Source organism: Haloprofundus halobius (assembly GCF_020097835.1).
GTDB lineage: Archaea > Halobacteriota > Halobacteria > Halobacteriales > Haloferacaceae > Haloprofundus > Haloprofundus halobius.
In genome coordinates this window covers 1,710,462-1,726,847 of record NZ_CP083666.1, presented here as the reverse complement: position 1 = coordinate 1,726,847, position 16,386 = coordinate 1,710,462, and the positions used below count along the sequence as shown (strand labels likewise).

The following is a 16,386-nucleotide window of genomic DNA, read 5'->3' as shown; positions in this document are numbered from 1 at the left end:
TTTTTAGGACGGCCTAAAAACCGGAGGAGCAACGACTATGCGTACCGACACCTGCGTCATCGTCCCGACGATACGAGAGTACGAGTGTATGCGGGCGTACTTCGAGAACGCCCGCGACCACGGGTTCGACCTCGACCGATTACACGTCGTCCTCGTCACCGAGGACTTCTGTGATACGGCGGCGATGCGCGCGATGCTCGACGAGGAGGGCGTCTCCGGCGAGGTGTTCGACGGGAGTCGACGTCAGGAGTGGTTCGAGGCGCGCGGCCTCTCACAGTACGCGCACCTGATTCCGGCCGCCAGCCACGCGCAGACTTCGTTCGGCCTCCTCTACCTGTGGGCCAACGAGTTCGAGTTCGGCCTCTTCATCGACGACGACACGCTCCCGCACCCCGACGAGGACTTCTTCGGTCGCCACTTCGAGAACCTCGGCTACGAGGGCGAGATGGAGTGCGTCCGTTCGGACGAGCGGTGGGTGAACGTCCTCTACCAGAGCTTCGACGACCACGGCCTCTACCCCCGCGGCTACCCCTACGCGGCGATGGACGAGACGGTCGAGACCGACACCCGCTACGTCGACGACGTGGTCGCCTCGCAGGGACTGTGGACGAACGTCCCGGACCTCGACGCGGTGCGCATCCTGATGGACGGCGACCTCCAGGGACAGGCGCAGACCCGGACCGCCGCCGAGGACTTCGGCGAGGATTTCGTCGCCGACCGCGGCCAGTATCTGACGGTCTGCTCGATGAACCTCGCGTTCCGCCGCGAGGTCGTGCCGGCGTTCTACCAGCTGCCGATGGACGACAACGAGTGGGAGGTCGGCCGTTTCGACGACATCTGGTCGGGCGTCTTCCTCAAGCGCGCCGCCGACGTGCTCGACAAAGACGTCGTCAACGGGCGCCCGCTCTGCGAGCACAACAAGGCCCCGCGACCGACGTTCGACGACCTCAACAACGAGGTACCGGGACTCGAACTGAACGAACACCTCTGGGAAGTCGTCGACGGCGTCGGCGGCGACTGCGAGACGTACGCGGACGTCTTCGAGGCTATCGCAGACGAACTCGCCGAGGGAGACTGGAGCGAGTACAACAACGGCGCGTTCTTCACCTTCGTCGGCGAACGGATGCGCGAGTGGCTCGACTGCCTGCGAGCGCTCGACGCGTCCGGCGCGTCGGAGCCCGCCCAGCAGCCGATACCGAGCGACGATTGAACCGATCGAATCGGTAGTTCTATAAGATTTTAGGTGTGCCTAAAGCACATGACGCGAAACGACTCCAGACGGCTCAGCCGTCGTCGTCTCCTCGCAGCAGGCACGACGGCAGGTATCGCAGGCCTCGCGGGGTGTAACGGACTCCTCGGGGGCGGAAGCAACGGCGGAGAGGGTAACGCGAGCGGAAACGGCTCGCAGAGCATCGGTCAGATCGGGTCGGGCCGCTCGCCGTTCGGCGACCGTTCCATCGACGGCGGCACCTCGATGTCGGAGATGCCGGACCTCTCGGGTGAACTCACCATCTACTCCGGTCGCGGCGAGGCGCTCGTCGGCGAGCTCGTCGGCTTCATCGACGATCTCTACGACGACTTCCAACCGGAAGTCCGATACGCGGGCTCGTCGGAGCTCGTCAACCAGATCATCACCGAGGGAGACGGGAGCCCCGCGGACGTGTTCTACTCGGTCAACGCCGGCTCGCTCGGCACGCTCGCAGAGGAGGGGCTGACGGTCGCGCTCCCCGAGGACGTGCTCGAACTCGTCCGTGAGGAGTTCCGCGCCCCCGACGGCCACTGGACCGGCACCTCCGGTCGCGCCCGGACGATCCCGTACAACACGGACCAGTGGTCCGAATCCGACATCCCGAACGACATCTACGCGTTCCCCGACACAGAGCGGTTCGCCGACCAGGTCGGCTGGGCGCCCACCTACGGGTCGTTTCAGGCGTTCATCACCGCGATGCGCGTGCTGGAGAGCGACGAGCGCGCCCGCGAGTGGTTACAGGGGATGCAGGACCTCGGCGTCCAGGAGTACAGCGACGAGTTCCTCGTCTGTCAGGCCATCGCCGACGGGGAGATCTCGGTCGGCTTCGCGAACCACTACTACATCCAGCGCGTCCTCGCGGGGCGCGACGACGCACCGCTCTCGACGGCGTTCACGAACGGCGACGCCGGGAGCATCTTCAACGTCGCCGGGGCGTGCACCCTCGACACCGCCGAGGACGAGCAGTTGGCGTCGAACTTCGTCCGCCACCTGCTGTCGGCGGAGGCGCAGGACTACTTCGCCCGCGAGACGTTCGAGTACCCGCTCGTCTCCGGCGTCGACCCCGTCGGCGACCTGCCGCGTATCGACGAGTTGAACCCGCCGGAGGGGTTAGACCTGACACAGCTGTCCGACCTCGAAGGCACCGTCGAACTGATGCGCGACGTCGGCGTGCTCTGAGGTCGGGCGTTTCAGCCGGTTCCGGGGTCTGGATTCCGAAATCCCGGCTCGCCGACTGGTCGCACCCACAGATCGAACTCACAGATGGACGCCGAACACGCTACCGGAGCAGACGACACCGCGAGCGACGTTGACGAGTCGAGTTCGCGGCTCGACGCGTCGACCTCGCTGTTCGGTGGCTCGACGCCGTCGTTCGGGGGGTCGACCCCGCCGCTCGGCCTCTCGCTCGCCTCGGCGACGGTCGCGGTGCTCGTACTGCTCCCGCTAGTCTGGCTCGTCCGCCTCGCCTTCGACGTCGGCCTCGCGGAGGCGGCGGCGCTCTCGCTTCGCCTGCAGACGCTCGAAGTGTTCGCCAACAGCGCCGCCCTCGTCGTCGCCGTCACCGCGGCGTCGATTCTCGTCGGCGTTCCGCTGGCGTACCTGACCGTCCGGACCGATCTGCCGTTCCGGCGCTTCTGGACCGTCGTCGTCTCCCTGCCGCTCGTCATCCCGAGCTACATCGGCGCGTTCGCGTTCGTCACGGCGTTCGGGCCGCGAGGGGCGCTCCAGCGGTTGCTCGCGCCGCTCGGCGTCGAGTCGCTGCCCCGACTGTACGGCTTCGCCGGAGCGACGCTCGTGCTCACGCTGTACACCTACCCCTACGTCTACATCACGACGCGAGCGGCCCTGAAGTCGATGGACACCACGCTCGTCGAGGCAGCGCGGACGCTCCGACACTCGCGTTGGGAGGCGTTCCGCCGCGTGACCGTCCCGCAGATTCGCCCCGCGGTGGCGGCCGGGTCGCTGCTCGTGGCGCTGTACACCCTTTCCGATTTTGGGACGCCCGCAATCATGCGCTTCGACGCCTTCACTCGCGTCATCTTCGTGGAGTTCAACTCCTTCGGCCGCGACTTCGCCGCGCTGCTGTCGCTGCAGCTGGTCGCGGTGACGCTTCTGATTCTAGCCGCCGAGGCGCGTATCCGCGGCGACGAACAGGTGTACGGCGGCGGGAGAGCGACCGACCGGGTCCGCCTCGGCCGGTGGAAACTTCCCGCGCTCGGCCTCTGTACCGGCGTCTCCGTGTTGGCGCTCGTCGTCCCGCTCGTGATTCTCGGCACGTGGTTCGTCCGGGGTGCGAGCGAGGTCGGCAGCGAGACGCTGGCGTTCGATATCTCGTACGTCCTCAACTCCGTCGGCGTCGCGGCCGCGACGGCTCTCGTCGCCGCCGTCTTCGCGTTCCCCGTCGCTTACCTCGCCGCCCACCACAAAGGAAACGTCGCGACGCTCACCGAGCGGGCGACGTACGTCGGCTACGCGGTCCCCGGCGTCGTCATCGGACTGGCGCTCGTCTACCTCGGCACCGAGTACGCGCGACCCATCTACCAGACGCTCTACCTGCTGGTGTTCGCCTACGTCGTCCGCTTTCTCCCGCAGGCGGTCGGGTCGCTGCGGGCGTCGTTCCTCCGCGTCGATCCCAAGTTACCGGAGGCGGCGCGGACGCTCGGGCGCACCCCGAGCGGGGCGTTCCGGAGCGTCACGCTGCCGCTCGTCGCGCCGGGGCTGTTCGGCGGGATGGCGCTCGTCTTCCTCACGACGATGAAGGAACTGCCGGCGACGCTGTTTCTCGCGCCGACGGGGTTCGACACGCTCGTCACGCGCGTCTGGTCGGCGTACAGTCAGGGCTACTTCGGTCGTGCCGCGATTCCGGCGCTCATCCTCCTCGCCGTCTCGGGGCTCTCGATGCTCGTCATCGTCTCGCAGGAGGGGTACGATGTCAAATGACATACGTCGAGAACAACGAACACCGCAGAAACGACTCGAACATCGACGGTTCGAACGACGACCGTCCGACGATAGTGATTCACGATGAGCGATAACACGATGGCCGACAGGACGACGCGCTCGACAGAATCGGTGCTGGAACTCGACGGCGTCTCCAAACGCTTCGGCGAGGAGACGGTCATCAAGGAGCTCTCGTTGACCGTCGAAGACGGCGAGATACTCACGCTGCTCGGCCCCTCGGGCTGCGGGAAGACGACGACGCTCAGGCTCGTCGCCGGGCTGGAGCGCCCCGACACGGGCGAGATACGCATCGACGGCGACGTCGTCTCCGGGAACGGTTCGTTCCGTTCGCCCGAGGAGCGCGACGTCGGCGTCGTCTTCCAGGAGTTCGCGCTGTTCCCGCACCTCACGGCGGCCGAGAACGTCGCCTTCGGACTGAAGGAGTGGGACGAGAGCGACCGCGAGGCGCGGGTCGACGAACTGCTGGCGCTCGTCGACCTCGACGCCCAGCGCGACTCCTACCCCGACGAGCTCTCCGGCGGGCAGCAGCAGCGCGTCGCCCTCGCGCGGTCGCTCGCGCCCGAGCCCGACGTGCTGCTGCTCGACGAGCCGTTCTCGAATCTCGACGTCGACCTCCGCGTCCGGATGCGCGAGGAGGTCCGCCGCATCCTCAAGGAGGCGGGCGTCACCGCCGTCTCGGTCACGCACGACCAGGAGGAGGCGATGTCGATCTCCGACCGCGTCGCCGTCGTCAACGCCGGCCGAATCGAACAGATCGGCCGCCCCGAACAGGTGTTTCAGCATCCGGAGTCGCGCTTCGTCGCCGGCTTCCTCGGTCACGCGAGCTTCCTCGCGGGCACCGTCGGCCGCGACGCCGTCTCGACGGCCATCGGCGACGTCTCGCGCGAGCGGATTCACGGCCTCGCGCCGGAGTACGAGGGTTCGGCGATAGAGCTCCTCGTCCGCCCGGATGACCTCGAAGCGACGCCCGACTCCGACGGCCACGGCGTCGTCGCCTCCCGGCGCTACCTCGGTCCGACGGCGCTGTACGAAATCGAACTCGATTCCGGCGAGACGGTTAGCTGCATGCACAACCACGACGTCCACCTCGACCGGGGCGAGCGCGTCTCCCTCTCGCTGGTGGCGTCGCACGACCTCTCGTGGTTCCCCGAGGGAGCCGACACCGTCGTCGACCGCTGATGTCGTGGCCGAGTCGGCGCTTCTCGATGTCCGATTCCGACGAGTCCTCTCTCCGGCGTCGCGGCTTCGCCGTCGGCGTCCTCGGGCTCTCGCTTCTCGCGGCCGTCGTCGTCGGTTGGCTCGTCACCGACCTGTTCGCGTACTACTCGGTCAACGACGACGAGGCGGTCTACCTCACGCAGGCGGCGATGCTGTTGGAGGGCCACCTGTTCCTCCGGCCGGGCGCGCTCGCGGAAGTCGTCAGACCGTGGTTCTTCGTCGTCGACGACGGCGGCGAGACGCTCCGGATGTACGGCAAGTACTCGCCGGCGGTGCCCGCCGTCTTCGCGCTCTCGCGGGCGCTCACCGGCGGATACGCCGCGGCGCTCGTCGTCGTCGCCGCCGGGAGCGTCGCGCTCGTCGCCGTCCTCGGGCGGATGGCGTTCGACGAACGGGTCGGCCTCCTCGCCGGCGCGTTCGTCCTCGCGTCGCCGCTGTTTCTCTTCACGTCCTCGGTGTACCTCGCCTACGCGCCGACGACGTTTCTCAACCTCTGTTTCGCCGTCGCCTACGTTCGCGCGGTGAGAGAGGAGAGCAGTCGCTGGGCGCTCGTCGCGGGCGTCGCCGTCGGCGCGGCGTTCTTCGCCCGGCAGTTCACGGCGGTGCTGTTCGCCGCGCCGTTTATCGTCCACTCGCTGGCCGTGCTGCTCCGCGCGTTCGGCACCGACCGCCTCCGCGGGACGCTGGTGCGGACCGCCGCCGTCGCCGTTCCCGGGCTCGCGTTCGTCGCGCTGACGCTCGGCTACAACGCCGTCACGACCGGCGACCCGCTGCTGTTCCCCTACGAGGTGTTCGCCCCTCGCGACGGTCTCGGCTTCGGCGAGCGCGAGATTCTCGGCTACGTCGTCGACTACACCCCGGAACTGGCGGCGACGGTCACCGTCGAAGCCCTGACGATGCTGTTCACCGGCTGGGTCGCCGCCGGAAGCGTCGGAACGCTTCTCGCGGCCGTCGGCGTCGGCGTCACCGCCGTGCGTTGGCGGCGCGCGGGCGCTCCGGCCGCGCCGGGCCCGGCCGACCGTTCGAGCCACGGCGTTCGAGCGCTACTGCTCGGCGTCGGCGTCTCAGTCGCCGTCGGCAACGCGTACTTCTGGGGGACCCACAACGGGCTGGCGAACGGCCTCTTCGAGTTGCTCGGCCCGTACTACCACTTCGACCTGCTCGTCCCGTTCGGCGTCTTCGCCGCCGCAGGGGTCGTCGGCGTCGCCGACGCGGTGTACGGCGCGCTCGCCGAACGCCGGAACCGGCGCGTCGCACGTCTCGCCGTCGTCGGACTGCTCCTCGTCTCCGCGCCCGTCGTCGTCGCCGCGGAGGCGTCGGTCGTCGCCGACCCCTACGAGGAGAACCGCCTCCGGACCGACACCCTCGCGACGACGTACGAACCGTTCGAGCGAGTCGAGTTCGACCGCGCGCTCGTCTTCGTCCCAGACCCCTACGGCGACTGGCAGAACCACCCGTTCCAGTCTCTCCGGAACGACCCCGGCTTCGACGGCGACGCGGTGTACGCGCTCGACGAGGGGCCCGACAGGGATTTCGAAACGCTCGACGCCGTCGGGAATCGGACGCCCTACCGGTTCACCTACCGCGGCGCGTGGACCGGTGCGGTCGAACCGGTCGACCCCGAACTGCAGCGCCTCGAACTGCTCCGCGGCGACCGCGTCGACGCCGAGACGACCGTCGGGGTGCCCGCTGGAAGCACGAGCGTCAGCGTCCGCGTCGAGACCGAACGCGGGTACGCCCGTTACGCGGTCGCAGCGTTCGACGCCGGCGACGGGGCCGACGACGTCCCGGTCGAGTGGACGGTGACGCCCGACGGCGCGCGGGTGACGAATCTGGAGCGCGCAGGTGGCGACACCGACGGTCCCTCGGTGCCGCTCCCGTCGAACGCGAGCGAAGTCGACCTCGTCGTCACCTTCGGTGGTCCCGCGGGCGAGTCGGTTACGTACCGACAGGAACTCACGGTCGATCGCGAAGGCGGCGAGATTCGGGCGTTGTGGCCGCCGGAGACGCGAGTCTGTCGCCTCCAGACCGAGTGCGGCCGCGAGGGGACGTGGGTCGGCCCCGACGGCGACTACCTCGACGGCGTCTCCGTGGCGACGAACGCGACGGCGGTGGGGTAGCGCGAGCGAGTCGGGACACGACTGTCTGCGGCCCGTCCTCTTCGGATATTTCCAAAGGTGGCTATACAGAAATCTTTCCAGAAAGCTCTGTAGATATCTCCATGTGGCTCCCCCGATTCGGCTCCCGTCGTCACCGAAAACACAACCTCTTTGTTTAGGTCCACCTAAATCGGGGCTGATGGAGCTGACGAGACGGGACGCGCTGGCGGCGCTGACGGGAACCGTCGTCGCCGGGAGCGCGGGTGCGCTCACGTGGGACCGCCTCGACGAGAACGGCGAGTCGTCGGAGCGTCCGACGGGCGAGACGCTCACCGCCCTCGCGGAGGCGGTCTACCCCTCGGCGGTCGAGAACGTCGGCGAGTTCGTCGAGACGTACGTCGTCGGCCGCGCCTCGGAGCGCCCCGAGTACGAGCGCGGTGTCGCCGAGACGGCGGCGCTCGTCGAGGCGTACGCCGTCGACTGGTTCGACGCGCCGGTTCCCGAACTGGCGCGCGAGGAGCGCGACCAACTGCTCAGGCAACTGGGCACGCAGACGGCCGACCCCGACCCCGACGGCACCGACGCCGAGCGAGTTCGATACTACATCGTCAACGAACTGCAGTACGCGCTCTACACCTCGCCGACCGGCGGCGAACTCGTCGGCATCGACAACCCGCAGGGACACGGTGGCGGCACGGAGAGCTACAGACGGGGGCCGGAGCGGTGAGCGCGGACGAAACAGAAGAAAGTGAGCAGGACCGGACGCCGAGCGACCGGGTCGACGTCTGCGTCGTCGGCGCGGGACCCGCGGGGGGACTCGTCGCCCACCGCCTCGCCGACCGCGGCCACGACGTGGTCGTCCTCGAAGCCGGGCCGCGGTTCGACCCGGCCGACCGCCTCGAACGGATGGAGCGGGCGATTCGACCGATTCACGGCGACGACGAGGTGTGGGAGATGAGCGGCCCGAGAGACGAGTTCACGACGCCCGGAGAGCTGTTCTACCCGCTGAACGTCGCCCGGGTGAAGGGGGTCGGCGGCTCGACGCTCCACTGGCAGGGGATGGTGATGCGTCTCCACGAGTCGGACTTCGAGCGCCGGAGTCGCGACGGCGTCGCCGACGACTGGCCGATCGCCTACGGCGACCTCCGGCCGTACTACGCCGAGGCCGAGTCCGCACTCGGCGTCGCCGGCGCGTCGGACAACCCGTTCGCGCCGCCACGGGAGGAGCCGCACCCGCTCCCCGCCTTCGAGCCGTCCCACAGCGACTCGCTGTTCGCGGAGGCCTGCGAGCGCGTCGGTGTGACGACCCACGCGGTGCCGAACGCGCGCAACTCCGAACCGTACGACGACCGCTCGGCCTGCGTCGGCTACGGGACGTGCAAACCGGTCTGTCCCTCCGGCGCGAAGTACACCGCCGAGAGCCACGTCGAGAAAGCCGAGGAAGCCGGCGCGCGCGTCCTCGACCGGGTGCCGGTCCAGCGACTCGAACACGACAGCGCGGGCGAGCGCGTCGAGGCGGCCGTCTACGCGACGTCCGACGGCGAGGAACACCGACAGGAGGCGCGGGCGTTCGCGCTCGCCTGCGGCGGCGTCGAAAATCCGCGGCTGCTGCTGCTCTCCGAGTCGGAGCAGTACCCCGACGGCCTCGCCAACTCCTCGGGACTCGTCGGCCGTCACTTCATGGAGCACCTGTTCGCGGGGATGGGCGGGACGCTCGAGCGGCGGACGCGACAGAACCACGTCGGCTTCATCACCTCCGAGAGCCACCAGTTCTACGACGACCCCGGCGCGGGCGCGGAGGGGACCGAGTCGTCGGTTCCGCCGAGCGACGACGACCTCGGCCCGCTCAAACTGGAGTTTCTCAACTACGCCGGCCCCTCGCCGGTCGAGACGGCGCTCTCGGCGGAGACGTGGGGCGACGACCTGTTGCCGCAGCTCCGCGAGGGCTACGGCAACCACGTCGCGATGGGGGCGCTCGTCGGGCAACTGCCGCGCGCGGAGAACCGAATCACGCTGGACCCCGAGACGACCGACGACCACGGGAACCCCGTCCCGGCGATTTACTGGCGTATCGACGACCGAACGAAGCGGACGCTCGCCCGCGCCAACGAGATTCAACGGACGATTCTGGAGTCGCTGGGCGTCGACATCGAGTGGACGGTCGGTCCGGACAACACCGGCCCGGCGTACCACCACATGGGGACGACCCGGATGGGGACCGACCCCGAGTCGAGCGTCGTCGACCCCCAACTCCGGACCCACGACCTCTCGAACCTCTGGATTCCGTCCTCCAGCGCGTTCGTCACGAGCGGCGCGATGAACCCGACGCTCACCATCGCCGCGCTCGCGCTGCGCGTCGCCGACGACCTCGATTCGCGGCTCTGAGCGTTTACCGCTATCGCTGTCGCTACCGCTCTTCCAGACAGACGCGCACGATGGAGTTCGCGATAGCGGCCCCGCCGCCGAGCGGGTCGAGTTTCGTCTCGCCGAGTCGCTCGTCGTACTCGATTGGCAGTTCTTTCACGGCGTAGCCGCGCATCAGCGGGCGAATGAGCAGTTCGGCCGACAGCCCCGTGTTCTCGGTCCACTCGATGTCGTCGACGACCTCCCGGCGGTACGCGCGCATCCCCGTCGTCGTGTCGTGGACGCGTTCGCCCATCAGCGCGCTCGCCAGCAGCGCGAACGCGGCGTTGCCGAAGCGGTTGAACGCGGGCATCGCCTCCGCGCCGTGGTAGAGTCGGTCGCCGCTCACGACGTCGTAGCCGTCGTTGATGGCGTCGAGGAACTGGGGGAGCTGTTCCATCGGGTAGGTGCCGTCGCAGTCGGTCGTGACGATGACCGGCCGCGAGGCCGCCGTCAGCGCCGCCTCGACGGCGACGCCGTACCCCTGCGGCTGCTGACAGATGACCCGCGCGCCGCGTTCGCGAGCAATCTCGGGTGTCCGGTCCGACGACCCGTCGACGCAGACGACCTCGGCGCGGCCGTCGGTCACCTCGTCGATGTCCGAGAGCACCGACTCGATGGCCGCCTCCTCGTTGTACGTCCCCATCACGACGCTCACGTCGTCGAAGGTGTAGGGGCGTTGCCGGTCGGTGGCGTCGCGTTCTCCGGGCTCGACGTCGCCGACTCCCTCGATCACGTCGATTCCGTCGCTCTCTCCGAGGCGATCGTTCTCGCCGGCGTCGCGTTCTCGGTCATCCGCTCGCTCGCTGTCCGTCCGTTCGCTCGCGTCACTCATCGTCCGAACGAACGGACCCATGGTTTTTTAGGCTTGCCAAAAACTCCGGCGGGCGCCGTCTCGACAGCCTCGATAGCCGTGGTCAGGCCAGAAGCAGCGGGACGCCGAAGACGACGGCGAGACCGACGAGGAGGACGACGAAGCCGGTTCCGACCTGGCCCGTGGTGTAGGCGCTCTGCGGGGCGGTCGTTCGCTCGCCCGCCATCGTGTCCTCGGCCTCCTGGTGTGGTTCCTGCCCCTCGTCGACGTCGCGTCGCTCGCTCGGCTTGCTCTGGTCGGTCATGGCCGACCCTTCTGCGCCTGCCTACTAAAACACAACTAAATGGGTTCCTCCCGTGTGTGTGGCCGTGAAGGAGACAGCAGACGCGACGAGCGAGGACGCCGACCCCGCGCACGTCGACCGGGCGTGGTGGAAGGAGTCGGTCGTCTACCAGATCTACCCGCGGAGTTTCAACGACAGCGACGGCGACGGCGTCGGCGACATCCCCGGAATCGTCGAGAGACTCGACTACCTCGACGACCTCGGCATCGACATCGTCTGGCTCAACCCGGTGTACGAGTCGCCGAACGCGGACAACGGCTACGACATCGCCGACTACCGGTCGATCATGGACGAGTTCGGGACGATGGACGACTGGGAGCGGTTGCTCGACGGGCTTCACGACCGGGACATCCGGCTCATCATGGACCTGGTCGTCAACCACACCTCCGACGAGCACGCGTGGTTCACGAAGTCGCGCGACCCCGACAGCGACTACCGCGACTACTACATCTGGCGACACGGTCGGACCGACGTCGACGGGTTCACCGGCCACGAGGGACCCGAGCACGAAGCGCCGCCGAACGAGTGGGGGTCGTTCTTCGGTGGCCCCGCGTGGGCGTACGACGACGCAAGCGAGGAGTGGTACATGCATCTGTTCGACCGCAAACAGCCGGACCTCAACTGGGAGAACCCCGAGGTGCGCGACGAGGTGTTCGAGATGATGGAGTGGTGGCTCCAGAAGGGCATCGACGGCTTCCGGATGGACGTCATCAACCTCGTCTCGAAACCCGAGAGCGTCACCCAGCACGACCCGCCGCACGTCCACGACGACTTCGACGGCACCATCGACGGCCCGAAGGTCCACGAGTATCTCGGCGAGATGGGCGACCGGGTGCTCGCCGACCGAGACGTGTTCACCGTCGGCGAGATGATCGGTCAGGAGATGCCGATGGAGGAGGCGCTCCAGTACGTCGGCGAGGACGGCGACGGCCTCGACACGCTGTTTCACTTCGACCACGTGCTGCTCGACCAGGGCGAGCACATCTGGGACTACCACGAGTACGACCTGACCGAACTGAAACGCGTCTTCACCCGCTGGCAGAACGGTCTCTTTCCCGACGGCTGGAACAGCCTCTATCTGAGCAACCACGACCAACCACGCCTCGTCTCGCGCTTCGGCAACGACGGCGAGTACCGCGTCGAGTCGGCGAAGCTTCTCGCGACGCTCCTCTTTACGCTCCGCGGGACGCCGTACGTCTTCCAAGGTGCCGAAATCGGGATGACGAACTACCCGTTCGAGTCGCTGTCGGAGTTCCGTGACGTGGAGACGATAAACCCCGTTCGCGACGCGCTCGACTCCGGCCACGTCGGGTCGTTCGAGGAGATAAAGGGCGGCCTGCGCGAGAACAGCCGTGACAACGCACGCACGCCGGTCCAGTGGTCCGACGACGAGAACGCCGGGTTCACCGACGGCGAGCCGTGGATAAACGTCAACCCGAACTACCGGGAGATAAACGTCGAGGCCGCTCGCGAGGATCCGGCATCGGTCTGGCACCACTACCGTCGGCTCGTCGACGTTCGAAAGAGCACCGACGTGCTCGTCTACGGCGAGTACGACCTCCACTACCCCGACCACGACCGCCTGTGGGCGTACACCCGAACGCTCGGCGACGAGACGGCGCTCGTCGTACTCAACTTCGCCGACCGGAAGACGGCGTTCGAACTCCCCGAGTCGGTCCGGGCTGCGGTCGACGACACCACCGCCGAACTGCTCGTCAGCAACTACGAGGCGGCCGACGGCCCACCGGTCGAACACGACGTCGACGCACTCGCGCTCCGCCCGTGGGAGAGTCGCGTCTACCGACTCGGCTGAGCCGTTCGCCGCGGCCGCGCACACACACCCGTTCGGAGAGACTGACTGGTCCACTCGCGGTCGCTCGCTTGCCCGACCCAATCTGCTATGGGTCGCCTCCGCCGGTCGAGTTCACGACTCGCGCCCGGGCCAGCCCGCGCGGAAAACTCCTTTTCGGGCGATTTTCGAGGCGTGCCGAGCGAGAAGAACGTCCCGAAAACTGTCGAGACGCCCGCGAGTCTGACAGCTAGCCTATCCGTATCGGCAACGACTATTACCGACCGAAGAGTGTACGAGTGACCGTCGGCGCTTCACGGCCCGACCACCATGAAGGTGGTGAGCGAAACGGTGTGTCAGCATCCTTCTCTCCCTTTCTCCATTTCTCGCTTTGCGCCGACGAGCGTGAGCGAGGTGAACGGACAGTTTGCGCCGAACTGGCGGTCTCAGCGAACGGACAGTCCGGGTCGAACTGGCAGTCCGAGTCGAACGGACAGTCCGGGCCAAACGGACGGTCCGAACCGGAGACGCGACGAACTCGCCGCCGGGGCGCTTCCGTAGTCGAAACCGTGAAACCCGCTACCCGCAAAGCTTCCGGCAACGAATGCTGACGAAGCGCATCATCCCCTGTATCGACGTGGATTTGGACGACCACGGCAATCCGGCCGTCTACACCGGCGTCAACTTCGAGGATCTGAAGTACACCGGCGACCCCGTGGAGATGGCCAAACTGTACAACGAGGCGGGCGCCGACGAGTTCGTCTTCCTCGACATCACCGCCTCCGCCGACGGCCGCGAGACGATGCTCGACACCGTTTCGCGCGTCGCCGACGAGGTGTTCATTCCGCTGACCGTCGGCGGTGGCATCCGCACCCGTGAGGACATCAAAGAGACGCTCCGCGCCGGGGCGGACAAAGTCTCTATCAACACCGCGGCGCTGGACCGCCCCGAACTCATCACCGAGGGCGCGGCGGCGTTCGGCAGTCAGTGCATGGTCATCAGCGTCGACGCCCGCCGCCGATACGACGAGGCGGGCGACCACTACGCGCGGGTCGACGGCGAGTCCTGCTGGTTCGAGTGTACGGTGAAGGGCGGCCGCGAGGGCACCGGCGTCGACGTGGTCTCGTGGGCCGAGGAGGCCGAGTCCCGCGGCGCGGGCGAACTGTTCGTCAACTCCATCGACGCCGACGGCACGAAGGACGGCTACGACATTCCGCTGACGAAAGCGGTCTGCGACGCCGTCTCGACGCCCGTCATCGCCTCCTCCGGGTGCGGCGGCCCCGAGGACATGTACGAGGTGTTCACCGAGGCGGGCGCCGACGCCGGCCTCGCCGCCTCGATCTTCCATTTCGACGAGTACTCGATTCGGGACTGCAAAGAGTATCTGGCCGAGCGCGACGTGCCGGTTCGGCTGTAATCGGGTCGTCCGTCGCCCGCCGCGCGTCGCTCGCCGTCTGTCACTCTGGTCTCGCCCTGCTGCACGTCGTCGGCCCGCTCGACGAACGCTGATTTATTTCGACCCCGTAACTCTGCCCATGAGTACACCGTCCGACTGGGAGGCGTCGCTCGAACAGTACCGCCGAGACAAAGACGACTACTTCCGCGACCACCCGCAGTCACCGATTCATGGGATCGAACGCGCCGAGTTCGGGGGTCTGTACTACTATCCGCCGGACGACGACTATCGCTTCGAGCTCGACTTACACGAGCACGACGACAAAGAACAGGTGGTCGCCGCGACGACAACGGAGGGCGAACGCGAGTACCTGCGCTGGGGAGAGTTCCGATTCGAGGTCGACGGCGAGCAACAGCGGTTACAGGCGTACCGCCGGAGCGAGGACGACCCCGGGCTCTGGGTACCGTTCCGCGACGAGACCAGCGGCGAGGAGACGTACGGCGCGGGTCGGTATCTCGACTTACACGCCGACGAGGACCGCCTCGGCGACGGCCGGTGGGTCGTCGACTTCAACCTCGCGTACAACCCCTTCTGCGCGTACTCCGCGCGCTACGAGTGTCCGATGGTTCCGGTCGAAAACTGGCTCGACGTCGCTATCGAGGCGGGCGAGAAGACGTACGAGTCGAGTGAGGGGTACAGCGCAGCGGAGTAGAGAGAGAATCGAGACGCGTCGAGAACGCTACGCGCCGGCGGCCGACTCGTAGGCGTCGCGGAGGCTGCCCATCTGAGTCCGGACGAGTCCGGCGGACTCGCCGAGCGCGTCGAGGGGGTCGGCACCGTCGGTCTTGACGGTCAACACGGGTTCTGTCTGCCCGCCGGACTGCTCGGGGTTCATGTCGTACGTCGCGGCGACGACGCTCTCTGTCTCCAGCAGCGCACCCTTGAGCACGTTCATGAACGTGTGGTCCTCGCCGGCGACTTCGATGCGGAGTTCCTCGTCGGTCTTGTCGATGACCCGCAGTTCCATGCCGCTTGCTTTCCCTCCGGGCCGGTTTAGTGTTTCGTCTTTCCGTCGGCGGTGGCTCGACGCCCGTCGGCGACGCTTACTCGACGCGTCCGACCCTCGGGAACAGGTCGTCCACGTCCGGGTCGTCGTCCACGAGTTCGTACTCGTTGCCGTCGCGTTCGGCGACGCCGCGTGCTTCGAGATGTGCGAGGTGGGCGTACGCCTCGCCGGGACCGTGGAGCACGTGGATGTTCCGCAGTTCGCCGAAGAGGTGGGCGCTGACTGTCCACGGGTCGCTCGGACCACGCTCACGCAGTACGCCGACGACGTTCTCGGTCCGTTCGCGGTGGTGCTCCAGAATCGTCGCCGCGCGCGCCGACGGTTCGTCGATGACGTCGCGGTGGCCGGGCCACGCGCGGTCGAAGTCGCGGTCGATGAAGCGGACGAGACTGTCGACGTACCGTTCCAGCGGTGCGTCGAGGCGTACGTCCGCGCCGCCGACGTTCGGGGTGTACTTCGGGAGAATCGCGTCGCCAACGAACGCTTCTTCGCCCGACTCGCCCTCGAAGGCGAACGCCGAAAGTCCGGCGGAGTGGCCGGGCAGGTGGACCGCCTCGTACTCGCGGCCGTCGATATCGAACGTCTCGCCGTCGCCGAAGGGCGTCACGTCGGCGGGGCGACCCGCGAGGCTCTCGTGTTCGCCGAGGAAGTCGAGCAGTTCCTCGCGGCGGTCGTCTGGCAGGCCCCACTCGCGGAGTTTCCGGCGCGTCGTCTCGTTCTCGGCGGAGAGCGCGCTCTCCTCGCCGGCGACGAGCGGTGCGTCGGCCTCGTGGACGCGGACGACGGCATCGCTCTCGGCCTGTATCTCGCCGGCGAGGCCGGCGTGGTCGTAGTGCCAGTGGGTGAGGAGAATCTCGTCGACGTCGGCGAAACTGACGTCGAACGCCGCCAACTCGGATTCGAGTTGCTCACGGACGGCCGCGGTCGCGACGCCCGTATCGACGAGGGCCGTCGTCTCCCCGTCGAGGAGGTAGACGTCGTTTTTCCCCTCGAAGACGGTGTTCCCCAGTTGGATTCGCTTCACGTTCCAACCACTCGGCGGACCCGT

14 protein-coding genes are annotated in these 16,386 nt (G+C 67.8%); 10 read left to right on the top strand and 4 right to left on the bottom strand.

Features of this window, described 5'->3' with window-relative positions:
* Positions 1-37: 37 nt before the first annotated feature.
* The 7 genes from LAQ74_RS09045 to LAQ74_RS09015 all read left to right on the top strand — a co-directional run bounded on the left by LAQ74_RS09045 (position 38) and on the right by LAQ74_RS09015 (position 9,912).
* Entirely contained in the window at positions 38-1,210 is a 1,173-nt protein-coding gene (locus LAQ74_RS09045) for an alpha-1 4-glucan-protein synthase (RefSeq protein ID WP_224332226.1), read from the top strand.
* 48 nt (positions 1,211-1,258) lie between these two features.
* Positions 1,259-2,428, top strand: a complete 1,170-nt coding sequence (locus tag LAQ74_RS09040; RefSeq protein ID WP_224332225.1) for an iron ABC transporter substrate-binding protein — start codon at positions 1,259-1,261, stop codon at positions 2,426-2,428.
* Between the two features lie 84 nt (positions 2,429-2,512).
* A complete protein-coding gene (locus LAQ74_RS09035) occupies positions 2,513-4,189 on the top strand; it encodes an ABC transporter permease (protein ID WP_224332224.1) in 1,677 nt (558 codons plus the stop codon).
* Positions 4,190-4,273: 84 nt separating this feature from the next.
* Positions 4,274-5,389 (top strand): ABC transporter ATP-binding protein, encoded by a 1,116-nt coding sequence (locus LAQ74_RS09030; RefSeq protein ID WP_224332223.1) that lies wholly within the window; start codon positions 4,274-4,276, stop codon positions 5,387-5,389.
* 26 nt (positions 5,390-5,415) lie between these two features.
* The gene (locus LAQ74_RS09025; protein ID WP_224332222.1) at positions 5,416-7,548 is read left to right on the top strand and encodes a DUF7846 domain-containing protein; all 2,133 of its coding nucleotides are present in this window, start codon (positions 5,416-5,418) and stop codon (positions 7,546-7,548) included.
* Positions 7,549-7,726: 178 nt separating this feature from the next.
* Complete coding sequence (locus tag LAQ74_RS09020; RefSeq protein ID WP_224332221.1) at positions 7,727-8,254, top strand: gluconate 2-dehydrogenase subunit 3 family protein; 528 nt, start codon at positions 7,727-7,729, stop codon at positions 8,252-8,254.
* On the top strand, positions 8,251-9,912 hold the full coding sequence (locus tag LAQ74_RS09015) for a GMC family oxidoreductase (RefSeq protein WP_224332220.1): 1,662 nt from the start codon (positions 8,251-8,253) through the stop codon (positions 9,910-9,912). The genes LAQ74_RS09020 and LAQ74_RS09015 overlap by 4 nt, the downstream gene beginning before the upstream one ends.
* Before the next feature lie 22 nt (positions 9,913-9,934).
* Here the strand turns inward: LAQ74_RS09015 and LAQ74_RS09010 are convergent, their stop codons facing one another.
* Both LAQ74_RS09010 and LAQ74_RS09005 read right to left on the bottom strand, forming a co-directional pair.
* A complete protein-coding gene (locus LAQ74_RS09010; protein WP_224337206.1) occupies positions 9,935-10,576 on the bottom strand; it encodes a dolichyl-phosphate hexose transferase in 642 nt (213 codons plus the stop codon).
* Positions 10,577-10,847: 271 nt separating this feature from the next.
* Complete coding sequence (locus LAQ74_RS09005) at positions 10,848-11,048, bottom strand: DUF7550 family protein (protein ID WP_224332219.1); 201 nt, start codon at positions 11,046-11,048, stop codon at positions 10,848-10,850.
* Positions 11,049-11,112: 64 nt separating this feature from the next.
* Here LAQ74_RS09005 and LAQ74_RS09000 point away from each other — a divergent pair, with 64 nt between their 5' ends.
* The 3 genes from LAQ74_RS09000 (at position 11,113) to LAQ74_RS08990 (ending at position 14,984) form a co-directional block, all read left to right on the top strand.
* Positions 11,113-12,900, top strand: a complete 1,788-nt coding sequence (locus LAQ74_RS09000; protein WP_224332218.1) for a glycoside hydrolase family 13 protein — start codon at positions 11,113-11,115, stop codon at positions 12,898-12,900.
* 580 nt (positions 12,901-13,480) lie between these two features.
* Positions 13,481-14,293 (top strand): imidazole glycerol phosphate synthase subunit HisF, encoded by an 813-nt coding sequence (gene hisF / locus LAQ74_RS08995; protein WP_224332217.1) that lies wholly within the window; start codon positions 13,481-13,483, stop codon positions 14,291-14,293.
* A gap of 118 nt (positions 14,294-14,411) precedes the next feature.
* Positions 14,412-14,984 (top strand): DUF1684 domain-containing protein, encoded by a 573-nt coding sequence (locus tag LAQ74_RS08990; RefSeq protein WP_224332216.1) that lies wholly within the window; start codon positions 14,412-14,414, stop codon positions 14,982-14,984.
* Between the two features lie 27 nt (positions 14,985-15,011).
* Here the strand turns inward: LAQ74_RS08990 and LAQ74_RS08985 are convergent, their stop codons facing one another.
* A complete protein-coding gene (locus tag LAQ74_RS08985) occupies positions 15,012-15,299 on the bottom strand; it encodes a DNA-directed RNA polymerase subunit L (RefSeq protein ID WP_224332215.1) in 288 nt (95 codons plus the stop codon).
* A gap of 76 nt (positions 15,300-15,375) precedes the next feature.
* Positions 15,376-16,362 carry an MBL fold metallo-hydrolase gene (locus LAQ74_RS08980; RefSeq protein ID WP_224332214.1) on the bottom strand — a complete coding sequence of 329 codons (987 nt, stop codon included), beginning with the start codon at positions 16,360-16,362 and terminating at the stop codon, positions 15,376-15,378.
* Positions 16,363-16,386 lie beyond the last annotated feature (24 nt).